At 57.9% G+C, this 19,516-nt stretch carries 12 protein-coding genes and 1 pseudogene; 5 read left to right on the top strand and 8 right to left on the bottom strand.

Annotation, left to right across the window (positions count from 1 at the left end; all coding sequences use genetic code 11):
* Positions 1-799: 799 nt before the first annotated feature.
* The 7 genes and pseudogenes from AC1ME2_RS05620 to mnmC form a co-directional block, all read right to left on the bottom strand.
* Entirely contained in the window at positions 800-1,030 is a 231-nt protein-coding gene (locus AC1ME2_RS05620; protein ID WP_480439811.1) for a hypothetical protein, read from the bottom strand.
* Positions 1,031-1,265: 235 nt separating this feature from the next.
* Positions 1,266-1,844: a DUF4337 domain-containing protein gene (locus AC1ME2_RS05615; protein ID WP_480439810.1), complete on the bottom strand. Its 579-nt coding sequence runs from the start codon at positions 1,842-1,844 to the stop codon at positions 1,266-1,268.
* A gap of 212 nt (positions 1,845-2,056) precedes the next feature.
* Positions 2,057-3,133: a lipocalin-like domain-containing protein gene (locus AC1ME2_RS05610; protein ID WP_480439809.1), complete on the bottom strand. Its 1,077-nt coding sequence runs from the start codon at positions 3,131-3,133 to the stop codon at positions 2,057-2,059.
* Complete coding sequence (locus AC1ME2_RS05605; RefSeq protein WP_480439808.1) at positions 3,123-5,603, bottom strand: ABC transporter permease; 2,481 nt, start codon at positions 5,601-5,603, stop codon at positions 3,123-3,125. Before AC1ME2_RS05605 ends, AC1ME2_RS05610 begins: the two co-directional genes overlap by 11 nt.
* A gap of 1 nt (position 5,604) precedes the next feature.
* On the bottom strand, positions 5,605-6,273 hold the full coding sequence (locus tag AC1ME2_RS05600; RefSeq protein ID WP_480439807.1) for an ABC transporter ATP-binding protein: 669 nt from the start codon (positions 6,271-6,273) through the stop codon (positions 5,605-5,607).
* Positions 6,274-6,613: 340 nt separating this feature from the next.
* Positions 6,614-7,637: pseudogene (locus AC1ME2_RS05595) on the bottom strand (IS110 family RNA-guided transposase).
* Between the two features lie 741 nt (positions 7,638-8,378).
* Positions 8,379-10,358, bottom strand: a complete 1,980-nt coding sequence (gene mnmC, locus AC1ME2_RS05590) for a bifunctional tRNA (5-methylaminomethyl-2-thiouridine)(34)-methyltransferase MnmC2/FAD-dependent 5-carboxymethylaminomethyl-2-thiouridine(34) oxidoreductase MnmC1 (RefSeq protein ID WP_480439806.1) — start codon at positions 10,356-10,358, stop codon at positions 8,379-8,381.
* A gap of 181 nt (positions 10,359-10,539) precedes the next feature.
* Here mnmC and pap point away from each other — a divergent pair, with 181 nt between their 5' ends.
* Positions 10,540-12,039 (top strand): polyphosphate:AMP phosphotransferase, encoded by a 1,500-nt coding sequence (gene pap / locus AC1ME2_RS05585; protein ID WP_480439805.1) that lies wholly within the window; start codon positions 10,540-10,542, stop codon positions 12,037-12,039.
* A 102-nt stretch (positions 12,040-12,141) separates the two neighbouring features.
* On the top strand, positions 12,142-13,326 hold the full coding sequence (locus tag AC1ME2_RS05580; protein ID WP_480439804.1) for a thiolase family protein: 1,185 nt from the start codon (positions 12,142-12,144) through the stop codon (positions 13,324-13,326).
* Positions 13,327-13,598: 272 nt separating this feature from the next.
* Here the strand turns inward: AC1ME2_RS05580 and AC1ME2_RS05575 are convergent, their stop codons facing one another.
* Complete coding sequence (locus tag AC1ME2_RS05575; protein ID WP_480439803.1) at positions 13,599-14,186, bottom strand: UPF0149 family protein; 588 nt, start codon at positions 14,184-14,186, stop codon at positions 13,599-13,601.
* A gap of 222 nt (positions 14,187-14,408) precedes the next feature.
* Between AC1ME2_RS05575 and recQ the strand changes: the two genes are divergently transcribed.
* From recQ to AC1ME2_RS05560, 3 genes are all read left to right on the top strand, one after another.
* Entirely contained in the window at positions 14,409-16,538 is a 2,130-nt protein-coding gene (gene recQ / locus AC1ME2_RS05570; RefSeq protein WP_480439802.1) for a DNA helicase RecQ, read from the top strand.
* Between the two features lie 120 nt (positions 16,539-16,658).
* Positions 16,659-17,093: a MarR family transcriptional regulator gene (locus AC1ME2_RS05565; RefSeq protein WP_480439801.1), complete on the top strand. Its 435-nt coding sequence runs from the start codon at positions 16,659-16,661 to the stop codon at positions 17,091-17,093.
* Positions 17,094-17,246: 153 nt separating this feature from the next.
* The gene (locus tag AC1ME2_RS05560; RefSeq protein ID WP_480439800.1) at positions 17,247-19,388 is read left to right on the top strand and encodes a motility hub landmark protein FimV; all 2,142 of its coding nucleotides are present in this window, start codon (positions 17,247-17,249) and stop codon (positions 19,386-19,388) included.
* Positions 19,389-19,516 lie beyond the last annotated feature (128 nt).

The following is a 19,516-nucleotide window of genomic DNA, read 5'->3' as shown; positions in this document are numbered from 1 at the left end:
GTTGGTCGTAATTAAATTCCTTTAAAAATCATTACGATGCTGGTGCTTGTTGGTGGTGAGGCCAAGGCGTACTTCGCTGTTTTTCATTCCGAATTACCGGCCTGAAGCGTGGAGCTGGGAGCAGCAGGGGAGAAGGCAAGGGCACGGTATGCTCCGATACCCATAGGAGTGTTTCAATGTTAAGACAGGCCCAGCGCCGCAGGGGTTGGTTATTGTAAATAGTAGTTATTGTTCAATGAGTTTGCGGTATTACAAAGTGTCATAATTTGTAACACTATTATTTACTTAACACTTTCTGTTTCAAAACTGAGACAGCCCACTGACATACCCGATAACTAAAACATGAAAAATGGAAAAGGGGCGTCTCAACATACGGCGACTCGATGACGGCGTTGCTGGCTGAGCAACGACGGTATCTGTCTATGAAACGCAATGGTCGCGACAGCACACCGCGTGCCGGTAATCCAGGCGTGGAACTGTTTTGAACAAAATTGAACGGTAAAGCTGCGATTGATGCATGATGAACATCATCTGACTGGGGTGCCATCATGACCACGCGAGTCTTCATAGGGATGTTGATGATTTTTGGGGTGCTTTGGCTAGGCCTTGTGTGGGGCATGGTCGCCTGGTTGTCTACGCCGGGACAGGGAGATGTTTCCTGGAGTGTGTTGAGTGTCCATCATGGAGTGACGCAAATCGAAGCTCACATTCCTCTCACGGTGTTTTGAAGCAGTTCCGGCGCATGAGAAGAATGTGTGCCCGGCGGATTGATGGCATACCCAGGAAGGTATGGCAGCCGCTATTTTAGCCCCGCCATCTTCCGATCACTCGCCTGACTGAACAGCGTTTCAAGCTGATCAATGTCCTCGGGCCACATTGCCTTGAGGCAGACGATACCTAGCACAAAGCCTTCAGCGATTCCTCCAGCCATCGTCGCGTCGAGCATTCCCGTCGACTGCTCGATACGCTTGATGATATCGGCGGCTTGAGTCTTGATCGATAGAGGGATATTCATTTCTTCGAGGGTCATGGATGGCCTCCTGTCTCCTGTATAGAAGACTGAGCGTAGCAAATTTGCCGGGGTGTCGGTCGGCAGGACGCCGGGGGAGGGGTGTTGCTCGTCGTACACGCGGGATACATCGTCTACAGGTATTAAACATCGTCAGGAGGCGCCTGATCAGGCCCTGTTTCTGAGCGGACCTGACGCTCTGATCTGTCGCCCGCTGTGTGCGGCGCGAACACATCATCAGAGCGTGCTACCTGATTTAAATATGTAACCACGCCAGCGTACCCAGCACTACGCTGAGACCCGCTGCACTGTAGGCCACCTTTTTTAGCCATTCCTTGCGTGTCAGCAAGGTGATCGCTGCCAGCGAAATAGCGATTTGAATGGCCATCATCGCCTGCGCCCAGCGGTGATGCTGATGCAGTGCCAATTCTGACTTTTCATCCCACTCGCGAGCTTCTGCCTCAAGTGCTTCAGCGTTCTTGCGCACGCCTTCTTTTTCAGTTTTATAGCGCTGGGCTTCGGCGGTGTAATGCGCGGCATCGAGGCCGGGGATATGGATTGCCAGTTCAGAGAGGTTTTGCCGGCTGGATTTGGCCTGGTAGTAATTCCACAGGTTAGAGGCTTCGGTTTTCTTGATGGCGGCGTTGTTTTTGTCCATTGCCGCTTCGCTCTCCGTGGAGCCGGCCTGATAACTGAGCAAGGCACCCATGGTCGCCATGATCGCCGTCATCACCGCTATCTTGCCGGCGAAATTGTCGCCGCTGGCATGGGCGTGTTTATTGACGTGTTCCAGGTGATGTTCGTGCGGACTGGGGACTTCGAAGTCTTCAGACATGGACGTTGGTCTTTGCGAGTGAATAAGTGGCGAAGTGTAAAGCTAGTGATCGTCGAAGGCGCTATATCTCGACGCGCCGGGCACTATTTTTTTGATCCCGCGCACGCCCTCTGCGCTCAACCAATCCCCACGCTGCGTTCAGGGCGTTGCACGAATGGCTCAACGTGAAGGTCGATGTACGCACCGCGATATTCTTTAACCGCACTGTCGACTCAATACCCGGTCATCTCCAGATACCCAGTACCTGAATGACTTCCGCTCACCTGCACCGGACCTTCCCAGTACGGGATGCGCAGGTTCATCCAGGCATTGGGGTTCAGCGCGGTCGTGGTGACATCAATGTGTTTGCCGGGGATTTTCACCGCCCAGCGGGTCGGCAACGTATGCCTGGCAACGTCACTGGAGGCCAGTGGCGTGAGCTGAATCTCTTGTCCCTTCAATACCTGTGTTTGGCCATCAGCGCTGATCCAGGTGCCCGTCAGGTACGGCTCGCCGTTTTTCTGCCGCATCCGGTACAGCATCAGCTGTTCGCCGTTATCCAAATGCATGGAAAACCAGTCCCAACCGGTTTGATTGGCCGTCAGTGGCTGGCTACTCCATTCCCGGTCCAGCCAGGCGGGGCCCGATACCTGATACGTCTTGCCGTCTATTTCGACGGTGCCCTTGGCCTGGAAAAACGGCTGGCTGTAGTAATACGAGGCTTGGCCCTGTTCTGACTTTTGACTGAAACCTTGCTCGCCTTGCAGCACCAGAGGCTGGCTGGACGTCAGGTGCAGTTGATAGCTGAAATCCTGTCCACGGGCGTGCAGCTGCATGTTTGCCAGCGGGTTTTCGATACCTGACTGGCTGTCGAACGTCCAGTCATCGATCCATGCCTTGAACGGCGCCGTGTTAACCCCGGCCTGCTCGACGCCGCCACGGGCATAGCGCTCTGCGGCATAGTGCTGGTTGGCCGAAGTCACAGCGGCATGGCCCATCCAGATCGTTTGATTGCCCCAGCCCGGCTGCTGGGCATCGGCTTTCAGCGCATTGCGAAACAACGTCCATTGCACGCCGAAGGTGCGGCCCTGGTTATCCTTGAGGTTGGCGGTGAGGTACCACCACTCGATGCGGAAACCGTCGTGGGCGCCGTGATCCTGCGGGAAGCTGAACACCTTGCCGGGGACGACCTGAGCGAACGTCGCGGCCTCGTTACCCAGCCCGGCAAAACCTTTGGCAGGTGGTTTCTCATCATTGCAGGCACTCAATAGCAGGGTGCCGAATAAGAGCAGTAGCCACCTAATCCTCATTGGCAAACGTCCTCAGCAGGTCAGCCGGGCGGCTGCGGTACAGCTTGATCAACGGCCATGCCGAAGCCAGCAACGTCGCCAACAGGGCCAGCGCCATCAACTGCGCCAGTTGTGCGGGGAACACCTGCAACGGCAAGCGCCAGCCAAAGGCTTGCACATTGATCACGGCGTCCAGGCACCAGGCCAGCAGGAGCCCCAATGGCAGGGCGAGCGACAGCGTCAGCACCGCCAGCAGCCAGGTTTGCCCCAGATTGAGCAGCATCAGTTGACGCCGGGTCACGCCCAGTGCCCACAGCGGTGCGAGTTGTCCAAGGCGACTCTGACTTTGGGTCAACAGGCTGATGAACAGCGCCACCCCCGCCACCCCCAGCGTCAGGCTGTTGAGCGCGGCGGTGGCAGCGAAGGTGCGTTCAAAGACTTGTGTGGACCAGCCCTTGAGCTGGCTTTGATCGACGATGCGACTGTCTTCCAAGGCAAAGCGCGACTGGAGTTCGCGTACCAGCGGCGGCACCGACGCTGGGGCAATACGCAGATTGAAACGATTGGGCGACAGCTGCGGCCAATAGCGCAGCAGGTGCTGAGCGTTGACCAGCAGATGACCCTTGGGATTGCCGTAGTCGGCATAGATCGCGACGATACGCGGCGACCACTGACCTTGCGGCGTGGGAATCGTCAACTGATCGCCGACCTGAACCTTGAGTCGCCGGGCCAACTGCTCGCTGAGCATCAGGGTGTCGTCCTGGGCCAGTTGATCCCAAGGATCGCCTGCCTGAGCATGCAGCAGCGGCCAGTGCTGGCGGTAGGTCGGATGATCAATCACGCCGAATAAATCTGCAGGCCAGCCTTGCAACTGGATCGAGACCTGCCAGTTGGGTAACACGGCCTGGACCTGTGGCTGTTGGTTGAGCCACGTCTGGAGGCTGCGCGCCTGGGCCGGGTTTTGTGGGTTGAGATACAGCTCGGCGGTCAGCCGTTGTTCCAGCCAGTTATTGAATGTCTGGCGAAATCCCGAGGTCATGCTGCCCGCGCCAATATTGGCGGCCAGCGCCAATAGCAGTGCCATCAACGCCAGGCTCAACGCGGGTAACTGCTGGCGGCAATCGGCAAGAAACCACTGGCCCAATACCGAACGACTGCGGCCGAGCAAGGTGTCGAGCAGCGCATTGAGCACCACCGGCAGACCCAGTGCAGCGCCCAGCAGCAGGGCGGCCATCAGAACAAAACCGCTGGCCAGGCTGTTGCCGAATAACCAGGCCAGCACGGCCACCACGCCGGCGATGCCTGCTACCCACGCCTGGCGCCGCAACCAGCGAGTATGGGCTTGATGCCAGGCGTTTGCGTTGGCCAAGGCCAACAATGGCAGGCGTGCGGCACGCAACAAGCTGCTGGCGCCGGCCAGCAACGCGCCGAACAGACTCAAACCGACACCGCTGGCCCACCACAGTGGGCTCAAGCTTAATTGCCCGGCGACTTCGGCACCGTACAGGCCTCGCAGGCTGGCGGCGACATCGGGTAACAACAGGCTGGCCAGGAAATAACCGCTGATGACCCCGGCAACGCCGCCGAGCAAGGCCAGGCACCCCAGCTCCACACCCAGGCTGAGGATTAACATGCGCGCACTGACCCCGCAGGCGCGCAGGGTTCTGAGCAGTCCGCGCCGCTGCTCAAGCGCCAGGCCAATGGCCGCATGCACGATAAACAAACCGACCACGAATGACAGAAAGCCCAATGCATCGAGGTTCAAATGAAAACTCTCGGTCAGGCGCGACAGGTTGTTTTCTTCACCGCTGCTCTTGAGCACCAGTTGCCCGACCAACCCCGCAGGCAACGCCGGTTGCGTGGCCGCAAAGTTTTTAGGCAATAACAGCCGCGAGAGTTGGTTTGGCATTCCCAAAAGGTGTTGGGCGAAGCCGATGTCCACCAGCAGTAAACCTGGGGCCATGTCGGCCTGACTGTGCAGCGGTGGCAAGGCGTGTCCGTTTTCGGTCAGCGGCTGGTCACCTTCGTGATAACCCAGGGCCTGCAAGGTTTGCGGGGCTATCCAGGTGCTGCCTGGTGGGCTGAAAAATCCAACGATCTGTGCCATGTCCAGCACTTGCCCTGCCACCGCCGCACCGCCCGGCAGCGACAGCGGTTCGATGCCCATCAATTGCAGGCGTTGATCTTCATGCCCCTTGAGTGACAGCCGCGCTTGCAGCACCGGAGACACCGGCCAGCCGGTGCGACGCAGGCTGACAAACAGATCCTGAGAGAAGGGCGCGCCATTGGGTGCGCTCAGGCTGGCTTGGGGTTCGCCGCCGATCAGTTGGCTGGCCCGAGCGTAGCTTTCCCGCGCCTGACTGTTCAGCGCTTGCACGCCGGTCAGGAGGCTGGTCGCCAGCCACAGCCCGGTCAGCACGCTGAAAAACTGCACCGGATGCTGGCGCCAATGGCTGAGCAGGGCGCGCAACGTCCAATAAAACACGCGCATCTTAGCGCTCGCCTGCGTCGGCCAGTCGTCCGCCATGCAGCACCACTTTAATAGCTAATCGAGCGGCGACGCGCGGGCTGTGGGTGACCATCAACAGACTGGTCGGGCTGTCCTTCAGCAGGTCCAGGAGTAATTGCAGGACTTCATCGCTGGTGCCTTCGTCCAGATTGCCGGTGGGCTCATCGGCCAACAACAGACCAGGTCGCGAAGCCAGAGCGCGGCCGATGGCGACTCGCTGTTGTTGGCCACCGGACAGTTGTTCCGGGTAACGCTTGAGCAATGCGCCCAGCCCCAGCCGTTCGACCAGTTGTGTTTGCCAGACCGGATCATAACGTCCGGCCAGACGCGCCTGAAACGCCAGATTATCTTCGACTTGCAGGCTGCCGATCAGGTTGAATTGTTGAAATACCAGGCCGATTTCGGTGCGCCGCCAATGGGCAAGCTGTGCTTCGTTCATTTGATCCAGACGGCGCCCGTCGACACGGATGCTGCCACGATCGATCTGATCCAGACCGGCCACCAGATGCAGCAAGGTGCTTTTGCCGCTGCCCGATTCTCCCATCAGCGCCAGACTGCTGCCGTGTTCGAGCTGTAAATCAACCCCCTGTAACACCGCCAGCGGGCCTTGTGGTGTTGCGTAGCTCTTGAACACGCCTTGCACCTGAAGCATGGGGGTACTCGCCTGGCAGAGGGATGGGGCAAAGGATAGCGGGTGCGGGTGGTGTCAGGTGAACCGAGTTGGACGCTTCGCGAATAAATTCGCTCCTACATCTATGGTTACCCCTTTTCTGCAATACTAAATCCGATGCATGGTTGGCTTGCGGTCATCTATTCGGCGTCTGAGCTTATGCCCGCGCCTCGATGAAAATCGCGCCCGACGGTCCTCATTAGGGAAACGGCTTCAAGAGCCGCGTAGGAGCCCAGGATCTCCGTCAGGCCGGTTGGCCGTTCATGTCATCTGTTATTCAGCATCGCAAAACCAGGTGGGTGGTGCTTGGGTGACAGCAGGGTCAGGCGGCCATAGCGCTTGGCCCTGCATCGAACTCAGTGTGGTGTGCGGCTATTGCCCAGGCGATACGTGCCAGTTTGTTGGCCAAGGCGCAAACCACCTTGTTTGGATGGCTTCGGCTCAGCAACTGGCGGACCCAGTCCGCCAGTGGGCCCGTCCGTCGATCCAGCGTTATCAAATAGACTCGAGCACCCTGGACAAATAGACGCCTTTGATTTCTATCACCGCGCTTGCTGATCCCCAGCAATACCTGCTTGCCGCCGGTGCTGTGTTGCTTGGGTACAAGCCCTATCGAGGCGGCATAGTCACGCCCACATTTGAACTGATGACCGTCGCCCAACTCTGCAGCCACGACGGTGGCGGTGATCGGGCCGACGCACGGAATCGTCATTAACCGGCGGGCCAGATCATCGTCAGCGGCTTGGCGTTCGACTTGATGGTCCATCGCCTTGACCTTTTGGTCCAGGTAAGTGAAGTGGCTATGCAGGTCCATTAGCAACGTTTTGATTAGCCCAGAGAAGTCGCAGGTTTCGAGTAATACCGGCAATTCCCTGATGGCTTTGAAACTGGGAGTCAAACCGATACCGACTTCCAGAAGCGCGGCGTGGATGCGGTTGACGGTGGCGGTGCGATCCTTGTAACGAGTCGCGCACGATATTGAGCAGGGCCAAAGCTTGCTGCGCTTCAGACTTGGGTGCGACAAATCGCATGCTGCCCCGGCTGGCGGCGTCGCAAATGCCTTCAGCATCAGCGAAGTCATTTTTGTTGCTTTTGACATAGGGGTGCACATGGTGCGGTGCAATCAGCTTGGGTTCATGCCCGAATTTGATCATCTCCCGAGCCATGAAGTGAGCCCCACCGCACGCTTCCATCGCGACAGTGCACGGTGGAAGATTGGCAAAGTATTTGGGATAGGTTGCGCGGCTGAGCTTTCTGCGTTGAAGCTCGCGCCCTTGGTTATCGTGAGCAACTACATGAAAGCTCTGTTTTCCCAGATCAATGCTGACAATCGCTGCGTGGTTCATGGAAATGATCTCCGTTAAATACCCAGTGAAAGCTTAGTGGGCGTTCCACTGGGTAGGCGGGGGTAACCATTTCATTAGAAATTTTGATCTGCCTTTGGGATTTTGTGTGAATTGAGTATCGAATTACGGCTAGGCCCCTTTTCCAGGAGGCCGAGCGCAGGTGTTGCGCAGGGGGTAACGAGGCAGGATGCCGAGTAAGCCGCACGGGGCCAGGGACGGCCCCTTGCGGCGACCCCCGGAGCAACGCCGGAGCGAGGGAAATCCGAGCCTAAGCGAGGATCCGTATGGAGGGGCAAGCCTTTTGGCGGGACCTTTTTGTGGTCCGGTATTCCGGCGTCTGAAAAAGGTTCCTCGCTGTAAGAGCGAAACCGTAATTCCAGCACACCAAAATGCCGGATATACACATCAAGATCAGCGCCAACACATTGTTTTTAAAAGATTAAAAAACAGTTTGATAAGATGCCCCGCCCCGCCCCGTCTTCGACGCTGCGCTGTCGCGCAGCAAACTGGGTCCCTGTAGGAGCTGCCGAAGGCTGCGAAAAGGTCGGCACGACCTTCAGCAATCCAGAGTTTACGACTGCTACGCAGCCGATCACAGCCTCCGGCAACTCCTACAGGGGGTCAGTGTTTTGCTGGAAATTTAATAACACTTATTCTTTATTTTCCAATTAGTTATAGGTTTGTTGATAGGAGTGAATTTATTCGCGAAGTGGGTCTACCAAGCGCCGAAGATCCCGCAGATCACACTTTTCCTCGAATCAATGCCCGCAACACAAACCGATTGGGGTGGCAGGCTTCGGTAATGCTGCGGGGCAATGGGAAGGGTTCGTTGTCCAGCCAGGCCGCAAGTAATTCACCGGACAGCGGTGCCGTAATCAACCCGCGTGAGCCATGGCCGCTGTTGACGTACAGGCCGTCGAGCCAAGGGCAGGCGATATCCGGCACCTGTCGGGCGTCTTTGCCCAGTGCCGCGTAGGCCTCCAGAAATCCCTGTTTATCCGCCAACGGGCCGACGATAGGCAAATAGTCCGGGCTGGTGCAACGGAACGCCGCCCGGCCTTGTAGGTACTCAGGCTCTAAGGCGTCTGCGCCCAGCCGCTTGAGCAAGTCTTCAGATATTTCCTGCAAAAGGTCGAGATTGCTCTGGTGCTCGGCAGTGGTCTGCGTCAGGTCATCGCTTTTGAAATCGAAACTGGCCCCTAGCGTGTGTTCGCCCAACCGGGCGGGGGCCACATAACCTTCGGCGCAGACCACGGTGCTCAAGGCTTCGCTCGCCGGGGTCTGGGCGAGCTTGGTGATTTGCCCGCGAATGCGTTTGAGGGGTAATTCAGCGCTGGCCGGGAAGCGCTTGACCTCGGCCGCACCCGCCAATATCACCACCGGTGCTTCGTCGAGCAGTCGCTCGCCATCCCAGGCCTGCCACTGTTCGCCGCTGCGGTTTAGCGTCAGCACATCGTGATGAGTCAACAGTCGAATATTGGGATGTGTCGCCTGAAACTGACACAGCGCTGGCGGATGCACCCAACCGCCCTCGGGGAAAAACAAACCACCGCACGTCAGTGCGACACCTGCTTTGACTTCAGCGGTTGGCTGGTCCAGAACCTGCAGCAGCTCAGGAGAAAAGGCCTGCGCCAATTGGGCCTGACGCTCGGCCTCCTTGTTATTGAAGGCCAGTTGCAACACGCCGCAGCTGTCCCAGTCGGCGCCACGTTGCAGGTACTCCAGATGGCGTCGAGTGTACCCAAAACCGCTCAGTATCAGCTGTGACAATGCCGTGCCATGGGCGGAGAGCTTCAAGTACAGCACCCCTTGCGGGTTGCCCGAGGCTTCCTGCGCCAGATCACCGTGGCGCTCTAGTAGGCTAACCTGCCAACCCCGAGCCGCGAGGCTGGCAGCGGTTGCGCAACCGGCGAGGCCAGCGCCGATCACCAACGCCTTGCGCTGGGTCGTGATCGGTGCCGGACGGGCAAACCAGGGTTTGACTGCCGCAGGCTTGGGCATGTCTTCAGGCCAGCCGACAAACGCTCCGCGCAGAACCTCCCATTTATGGCCGATACCCGGCGTGCGGCGCATTTTGAAGCCGGCCGCATTCAGTGCGCGACGTACCCATCCAGTACTGGTAAAGGTGCTGATGGTCGAACCCGGTGCCGCCAGCCGCGCCAGTTCGGCGAACAGTTCAGGTGTCCACATTTCCGGATTTTTCGCGGGTGCAAAGCCGTCGAGGAACCACGCATCAATCTGCCCATCCAGTTGCGGCAACATCTCCAGGGCATCGCCGATCATCAGGGTCAAGGTCACGCGACCGCCGTCGAACACTAGTCGCTGAAAGCCTTCATGCACGGCGATGTACTGATCGAGCAGTTGCCCTGCACAGGTGGCCAGCTCCGGCCACAAGGCGAGGGCGCGTTGCAGGTCGCTGCGGCTCAGTGGAAACTTCTCGACGCTGACGAAATGCAGGCGTGCACCGGCGACAGCATGTTCGGCAAACAGCTGCCAGGTGCAGAGAAAATTCAAGCCGGTGCCGAAGCCGGTTTCACCGACGACCATGCGCCCGTCTGCCGCCAGAGCCGCAAACCGGTTTGTCAGATCATTCTGTTTCAGAAAGACATGACGTGTTTCGTCCAGACCGGATTGGGTGGAGAAATAGATATCCGAGAATGTCCGCGAATGGGGATTGCCCTGTTCGTCCCAATCTATCTGGGCGTGGGATGTGAGGGTCATGGTCGGCTCGACAGCGGCAGGAGTGCGAGATATTAACGCAATCATCGAACCCGCGAGGCTACACAGGGGCAGAAGGGCGCCCTGAAGCTTCTTCAATTGACCCATAGCAACGAATGACTGTCTTAACCAGCATTGATTCATACGATCCGTTAGTCTTGACGATCTTGAAGGGGAGCTGTGCATGTTCGAATCTGCCGAAATCGGTCACGCCATCGACAAAGAAACCTATGACGCCGAGGTGCCAGCGCTGCGCGAGGCTTTGCTTGACGCGCAATTCGAAATCAAGCAGCAGTCGCGTTTTTCGGTGATCGTATTGATCAACGGTATCGAAGGCGCGGGCAAGGGCGAGACGATCAAGCTGCTCAATGAGTGGATGGACCCACGACTGATCGAAGTGCGTACCTTTGATCAACAAACCGATGAAGAGCTGGCCCGGCCACCGGCGTGGCGTTATTGGCGGCAGTTGCCGGCGAATGGGCGCATGGGGATTTTCTTCGGCAATTGGTACAGCCAGATGATTCAGGGCCGGGTCAACGGTGAGTTCAAGGAAGCGGTGCTCGATCAGGCAATCAATAGCGCTGAACGTCTGGAAAAAATGCTCTGTGATGAGGGCACACTGATTCTCAAGTTCTGGTTTCATCTGTCCAAAAAACAGATGAAGGCTCGACTGAAATCGCTTGAGGATGACCCCTTGCACAGCTGGCGCATCAGCCCGCTGGATTGGCAGCAATCGAAAACCTACGACAAATTTGTCCGCTACGGTGAGCGCGTGCTGCGCCGTACCAGCCGTGATTATGCCCCTTGGCATGTCATCGAAGGTGTGGACCCGCATTACCGCAGCCTGACCACCGGGCGGCTGTTGCTCGAAGGGCTGCAGGTCGCCTTGGCCAATCACCGGCCCGCTCAAGGTCCACTGACCGTGGGCCCACTGCCGGCCAACATTGATGACCTCAGCTTGCTGAACAGTCTCGACATGACTCAGCATCTGGAAAAAGAAGATTACGAAGAACAACTGATTACCGAGCAGGCGCGCCTGGCGGGCAATATGCGCGATAAACGCATGCAAAGGCACTCGCTGGTCGCCGTGTTCGAAGGCAACGATGCGGCAGGCAAAGGCGGCGCCATCCGTCGGGTCGCTGCGGCGCTGGACCCCCGGCAGTACAGCATTGTGCCGATTGCCGCGCCGACCGAGGAAGAGCGTGCACAGCCTTATCTCTGGCGTTTTTGGCGGCATATTCCGGCGCGTGGCAAGTTCACCGTGTTCGATCGCTCCTGGTATGGCCGGGTGCTGGTGGAGCGGGTTGAGGGTTTTTGCAGCCCGGGAGATTGGCTGCGGGCTTACAGCGAAATCAACGATTTCGAAGAGCAGTTGACCGATGCCGGTGCAGTCGTGGTGAAGTTCTGGTTGGCCATTGATGAGCACACCCAATTGGAGCGTTTCGAAGCGCGGGAAAAAATCCCCTTCAAGCGCTTTAAAATCACCGAGGACGACTGGCGCAATCGTCAGAAATGGCCAGATTATCGCGAGGCCGTGGGTGACATGGTCGATCGCACCAGTACTGAAATTGCCCCGTGGACCCTGGTTGAGGCCAACGACAAACGCTGGGCGCGGGTGAAGGTGTTGCGCACAATCAACGTCGCGCTGGAAGCGGCTTTTGCAAAGGACAAACATTCTAAATGAGCCGATGATTTTCCATACAGCCAGTGAATGATCATCGCGGACACGGATTGTCTGGCCCTATGCTTGATGCCTTCTCATCAACAATAAGAGCGGAGGTGTGCCATGCGTGAAGTGGTGATTGTCGATAGCGTGCGGACAGGGCTGGCCAAGTCGTTTCGGGGCAAGTTCAACCAGACCCGTCCCGATGACATGGCGGCCCATTGCGTCAATGCGTTGCTGACGCGCAATGGCCTGGACCCGGCGCTGGTCGAAGACTGCATCGTCGGTGCGGGCTCCAACGAAGGTGCGCAGGGCTACAACATCGGGCGCAATGTGGCGGTGCTGTCGCAACTGGGCATCCAGGTCGCTGGGATGACCCTCAACCGCTACTGCTCATCCGGCTTGCAGGCCATTGCAATCGCTGCCAACCAGATTGCCTCCGGTTGCAGCGAGATCATTGTTGCGGGGGGGGTCGAATCCATCAGCCTGACCATGAAAAGCATCAACACCGACAACCTGATCAATCCGTTGCTCAAGGAACAGGTGCCGGGGATCTACTTCCCCATGGGGCAGACCGCTGAAATCGTCGCGCGCCGCTACCATGTCAGCCGCGAGCAACAAGACCTCTACGCCTTGCAAAGTCAGCAACGCACTGCCGCGGCCCAGGCTGCCGGGCTGTTCGACGATGAAATCGTGCCAATGGCTGTTACCTATCGCGTCGAGGACAAAAATACCGGTGCGGTAAGACTGGTTGAAGGCATCGTTGATCGTGACGACTGCAATCGTCCGGACACCACGCTGGAAAGCCTGGCGGGCCTGAAGCCGGTATTTGCCGAAGACGGTTCGGTGACTGCAGGCAACTCGTCGCAGCTGTCCGATGGTGCCTCGATGACGCTGGTCATAAGCCTGGAAAAAGCATTGGAGCTGGGACTCAAGCCTCGGGCGTATTTCCGTGGTTTCACGGTGGCCGGGTGCGAGCCGGACGAGATGGGAATTGGACCGGTCTTTTCGGTGCCAAAACTGCTTAAGGCCAAGGGCCTGCAAGTCGCCGACATCGACCTCTGGGAGCTCAATGAAGCTTTCGCGTCGCAGTGCCTGTATGCCCGCGACCGCCTGGAAATCGACAACGCCAAGTACAATCTCAGCGGCGGTTCGATCTCCATCGGCCACCCGTTCGGCATGACCGGCTCGCGCCAGGTCGGCCATCTGGTCCGCGAACTGCAACGACGCAACCTGCGCTACGGCATTGTGACCATGTGCGTGGGCGGCGGGATGGGGGCGACGGGGTTGTTTGAAGCGTTCAAATAGAACGCTGGCGGATAGATTGTCTTCGCGAATGAATTCGCTCCCACTGAGTACGTGTGACTTTCGGTCCATTGCTGAAATTGTGGGAGCAGGCTTGCCTGCGAAGGGGCCATTACAGCCAACGCAAATGGACTTGGTTAAGGTGTGTGCAGGTTTTTTTGCCGCAGGATATAGATCACTCCAACGCCACACTCAGCCAGCCAATGCCTTGCAATACGCCGCGCACAAGCCAGTGTTTGCTTGTGCGCGTCGAGTCTTGCGCCATAGGCGCGGACTCAGTGATGGCGAGGCTTGAGAATCGCTGGTTTCTCGTCCGGCGCCTGCAAAAGCAGGTACAGCGCGGTCAGTGCTTCAGGGATCTGCACAATCATGTCGTCCATCAGGTTGGCATCCTGAGCGATGTCGGCAAATTCCGGCTGCTCATCGAACAGACCCGAACCGACCATGATCGGCAGGAGCATTTCGCTGACTTCGTCTTCGGCACTTTCGAACCATGCGTTTTCGCGCAGGAACACGCCTTCCATGAAGCCGATGCACCAGCCGCGCAGATCGGAGTCATCCGGCTCGTCACCGAGGTCGAGATCGCATGGCAACTCGAACTCTTCATCAGAAGCCAGTTGGCGGGCGATGTGCGCCTGCAGCTGGATCAGCGTGGCTTCGATTTCTTCGCGCTGAGCATCATTGGTGTAATGCGGCGGCTCAGAGAACAGCGTATCGATCCACTCACGCTCAGGGACCGTTTCGGCACAGATCGACAGCGCGGTCAGGTAGCCATGGGCGGCCACATAGTCCAGCGCTTCGTCATGCAGCTCGTCGGCGTCGAGGAAGGCTTGCAGGCGGTGTAGTTGCTCAGCGAAGGACATTGACAGGCTACCTTGGGAATAAACGATGCTGAATTCTAGGCTGTGTACGGCCTGCGCGCCAGTACAGCGGCTCTTGGAAGCTGTTATGGCGTTTATATCGACCGCCGGTATCGCCTTTGTGCTTTGCCTGGAAACCGTCGGGTATAATGCCGCGCTTTGCGATGCCAGTAGCGCTTGCAACAGGCTGTAGCAGGGTTGCTTCTGCACTATTTTGGGGTTTTTATGCTCGAACAGGCTCAACGCTTACTTAAAGACATCTTTGGTTACGACAGTTTCCGTGGTCGCCAGGGTGCCATTATTGAGCGTGTCGCCAATGGCGGCGATGCCTTGGTGTTGATGCCCACCGGTGGCGGAAAATCCTTGTGTTTTCAGGTGCCTGGCCTGTTGCGTGAAGGCTTGGCAGTGGTGGTTTCCCCACTGATTGCCTTGATGGACGATCAGGTTGCAACCCTGGAAGAACTGGGTGTATCGGCGGCCGCCCTGAACTCCACACTGAGCGCAGAGCAGCAGCGTGATCTGGCGAACCGGATTCGTCTGGGCGAGATCAAAATGCTTTATCTGGCGCCCGAGCGTTTGGTTCAGCCACGGATGCTGGCCTTCCTGCAGAGCCTGAAAATCGCCTTGTTTGCCATCGACGAAGCGCACTGCGTATCTCAGTGGGGGCACGATTTCCGTCCTGAGTACTTGAAACTGGGGCAACTCGCCGAGTTGTTCCCCGACGTGCCACGGATCGCCCTGACCGCAACAGCCGATAAACGTACCCGTGAAGAGATCGTCGAGCGCCTGCATTTGCAGAACGCCGAGCGTTTCCTCTCCAGTTTCGACCGGCCCAATATTTTTTATCGCATCGTGCCCAAGGAGCAGCCGCGCAAACAGCTCCTGGCCTTCCTTTCAGAGCGACGCAGCGACGCGGGCATTGTCTATTGCCTGTCACGTAAAAAGGTCGATGAAGTCGCCGCGTTCCTGTGTGAAAGCGGCTACCCGGCCTTGTCGTACCATGCCGGGCTGCCCAACGAAGTCCGTGCCTTCAACCAGAAGCGCTTCCTCAATGAGGAAGGCCTGATCATGGTCGCGACCATCGCCTTCGGCATGGGCATCGACAAATCCAACGTGCGGTTCGTCGCCCATTTGGACTTGCCAAAATCCCTGGAGGCGTACTACCAGGAGACCGGTCGTTCCGGCCGTGATGGTTTGCCTGCCGATGCCTGGATGGCCTACGGCCTGCAAGACGTGCTGATGCTCAAGAAGATGTTGCAAAGTTCCGAAGGCGACGAGCGACACAAGCGCCTTGAACAACACAAACTCGACGCCATGTTGTCGCTTTGCGAAGAAACCCGTTGCCGTCGGCAGACGTTGCTGGCCTATTTCGACGAAGACATGCCCAACCCGTGCGGCCATTGCGACAACTGCGTCGATGGCGTGCAGACCTGGGACGCGACCGAGCCTGCGCGTCAGGCGTTGTCGGCCATCTATCGCACCGGCCAGCGCTATGGCGTCGGCCATCTGGTGGATGTGCTGTTAGGGCGCGACAACGACAAAGTGAAGGGTTTTGGTCATCAACATCTGGCCGTTTTCGGCGTTGGCAAGGCGCGTGCCGAAGGCGAATGGCGCTCGCTGTTCCGCCAGTTGGTCGCACGTGGCCTGGCCGATATCGATCTGGAAGGCTACGGCGGCTTGCGCTTGAGCGACACTTGCCGGCCCCTCCTGCGTGGCGAAGTCACCCTCGAACTGCGCCGCGATTTGAAACCGCAAACCACCTCGAAAAGCAGTTCGGGCAGCCCGGCCAGCCAATTGGTCCGTGGTGAAGAGCGTGAACAGTGGGAGGCCTTGCGCGCCCTGCGGCGTAAATTGGCCGAAGAGCATGGGGTGCCACCTTATGTCATCTTTCCCGATTCGACCTTGCTCGAGATGCTGCGCAGCAAGCCCGGCTCGTTGCCGGAAATGGCCCAGGTCAGTGGGGTCGGTGCGCGCAAACTGGAGCGTTATGGTGAGGCCTTCCTGGAGGTGCTCAGTGGTACGGCCGAGGCCCCAAGGGTTGTGGCGGACCTGCGTCACGAATTGATCAGCCTGGCCCGCGCGGGTATGACGCCGGTGCAGATCGCCGGTCAGTTACAGTGCACGGAAAAAAACGTCTACACGATGCTCGCAGAAGCCATTGGCAAGCAGCAGCTATCACTGGAGCAAGCGCTGGATTTGCCTGAAGACCTGCTCAGCGAGATTCAGGATGCGTTCCTTGACGGCGAAGGGGAATTGCCTGCGGTCGCAGCGGTGGCCGGACAGTTCACCGGTCGGGTGCCAGAAGGTGTGCTGTATTGTGTGCGTGCGGCGCTGCAATCTGAATTTGAAGTTTGATTTTCCTAGGGTTTTGTACTCCCCTGCGACGATTGGTTACAGTGTGTGACACTTGCCTCTGTGCGGGTGCCATGGTTAGCTGGCTAATAATTAGTACAAGCCTTTAATCATGAGTTTTCTATGCCTTTAACTGATCAACACCGCTTCGGTATGCAATTGGCGCACATGTCCCGTGGTTGGCGAGCCGAGCTGGACCGGCGTCTTGCGGACCTGGGCCTGTCACAGGCGCGCTGGCTGGTATTGCTGCACCTGGCTCGCTTCGAGGAAGCGCCGACGCAACGCGAGTTGGCGCAGAGTGTGGGTGTTGAAGGGCCGACCCTTGCGCGTTTGCTCGATAGCCTGGAAGCTCAGGGTCTGGTTCGGCGCCAGGCGGTGGTCGAGGATCGGCGGGCGAAAAAAATCGTTCTAAGTACAACGGCGCAGCCGCTGATCGATAAAATCGAGACAATCGCTAACGCATTGCGTCATGAACTGTTCATCGGCATTGATGAGGAGGAACTGAGAGTCTGCATGCGGGTTCACGCCCGGATTCTGGCGAACCTGGAGAAATCCTGAGAAGGCGACGTTCGGCTACCCAGGCGATGTTTATAAGATTGAGTATTATTGAACGCGCGCGAATATAGCGCTAGATTTGCCCCCGTACTTGCGTTATCTGTAAGCAAATATTGTCTGTGCTGAGAAGCTACTTTGGTTTTTATAAGGATTTTCATGCTGAAGAGTTCTCAGGCCGCGTTAGTGCGGGCCGATCGCCCCCTGCGGCAGCTCGTTCGTCAATGGTGTGCGGCTGCAGCCGTAGCATCATTGTTTTACTCGGCACTGGCTCCAGCGTTGGGTCTGGGAGATATCACGCTGCATTCGGCATTGGATCAGCCGTTCGATGCCGATATTGAGCTGGTGGAAACCGCTGGGCTGAGTGCGGATGACGTTCTGGCAAGCCTTGCTTCGCCGGAAGCGTTTAGCCGTGCCGGTATTGATCGCCTGTTCTTTTTAAATGACCTGCGCTTTACCCCCATCATCCATGGCAATCATGGCGTGGTGCATGTGGTGTCGAGAAAGCCGGTCACTGAGCCTTATCTGAGTTTTTTGGTGCGCTTGGCTCGTCCTAATGGCGATGTGGAGCACGCTTACACCGTGTTGCTCGATCCGCCAGATTCGGCGATAGGCGCAGCTGCGTCACGCTCCAGGAGGGCTGAATCCAAGGCGCGGGGCGTTGTTGAGTCACGCATGCCCGTCGCACCGCCGCAAGCGGTGCAGGGTAATCGCTACACGATCGCCAGCGGCGACAACCTGGGGGCGATTGCCAGACGTCTGCAAGGGCCGGGCAGTAAAACCTCGGCCAGTGAACTGGCCCAAGGTATTCAAGCGCTCAATCCCCAATCGTTTCCAAATGGTAGTGGCTCGCGGTTGAAAGTTGGACAGAGCCTGCTGCTGCCTGACACCGCAGTGCTGCCGCATTCGATGCAGATACCTGCGGTCGCTGCGGCCTCTCAAGCGACGCCAACACCTTCGTCGGTAAGTGCGGTTGAGGCACCCCCGAGTGACTCCCAGAAAAACGCTGAACAACTGGCCGTCACCGTTATTGAAAATCAGCAACTGGTCAAAACCGTTGTCGATCTGAAAGGGCAGCTGCAAGGCCTTGAACAGCAGGTTCTGGGTAAAGACAAGCAGGTGGTCGAGCTACAAACCGCGCTGTCCGAGCTCAAGTTATCCACAACCAAAGCGGCAGTGCCAATCGTCCCGGCAGTTGCGTTACCGGTGGTGTCGACACCGCCGACGACCGAGGAGGGAGTGTCCAGCTACGTGATGTTGTTGGGGGCGGTGCTGGTGCTGCTGTTGTTGCTGGCACTGGCGTATTCAGTACGACGTAAGCGGCTGAAAATCGCTCTGCCAGCGCAAAATGTCTACGACACCCCCGCGCCGAGACCTTCGGCTGCGGCTGCGCTGCCCTTGGTTGAACAACGTTCTGTGGTCACCGCGCCAATAGCGCCAGTGGTTGCCATCCCTGCGCCGAGTACCCAGCGGCAGGGCGGTGCAGCTACCGATGCGCTGGACGGTGCGAGCATCTATATCGCCTACGGCCGGATCGGTGAAGCACTGGGCATTTTGCGCGGCGCGCTGGAAAAACAGCCGCAACGCACCGATCTGCGCCTGAAGATTCTTGAGTTGCTGGCCCATCAGGGCGACGCCGACGGTTTCGCCCGTGAGGAGCAAACGTTGCTTGAACAGGGTGTCAGTGCGGATAAGTTGCAGGAAATACGTGCCCAGCATCCCCAGTTGATCGCAACGCCTGCGCCAGTGGACGTACCCCAGGTATCACCAGAAGCAGAGCCAAAGCCAGAGTTGCCGAAAGCGGTCGTCAATGTGCCTGCCGACTCTCCCTCTAGCTCGCAGCCTGCTGACGAATTCCATTTGAACCTGGAAGATTTATCGATGGACGCCGCGTGGGACCTGGTCGATCCGTTTGAAACCGCGCCGGCCACACGCAGCAAAAAAACGCCGCAACCCGCAGCGAAGGAGGAGGTGAATTTCTCTTCCAACCTCACGCAGTTGCCGGAAGTTTTCGAGATGCCTGATGAGCAGTTCCTCAGCGATTTCTCAGAGTCTGAGCCGATTGCCCACGCCAGCAGCGATACGCTGGATGATGCGTTTCTTGACGGTTTCATGGACGATTCGCCGGACTTCGATTTGCTCGACCTGACCGATGAGCCCCAGAGTAAAATCAACCAGGCTCAGGTACTGATTGATGACGGTGATCTGGGTGGTGCACGTGAGCTGCTGCTGGACGTGATCAACGACGCTGACAAGGACCACCAGCAGACTGCTCGGGATTTATTGGCGGAAATCAGCTGATTGAATGATCGCTTCTGACGGATTGATCCCATGCTGCGCGTGGGATCAATCCGCCGGTTATTAAAGTGTCTGCCCCGCATTCAGACAAAGCGCCTTTTCATCGCCAACCCTTGAGGAGGATAAGTCCG

This window comes from Pseudomonas sp. ASL9 (assembly GCF_056680335.1).
Note: the sequence above shows the minus strand (reverse complement) of the source record. Positions and strands in the feature narration are given on the sequence as shown.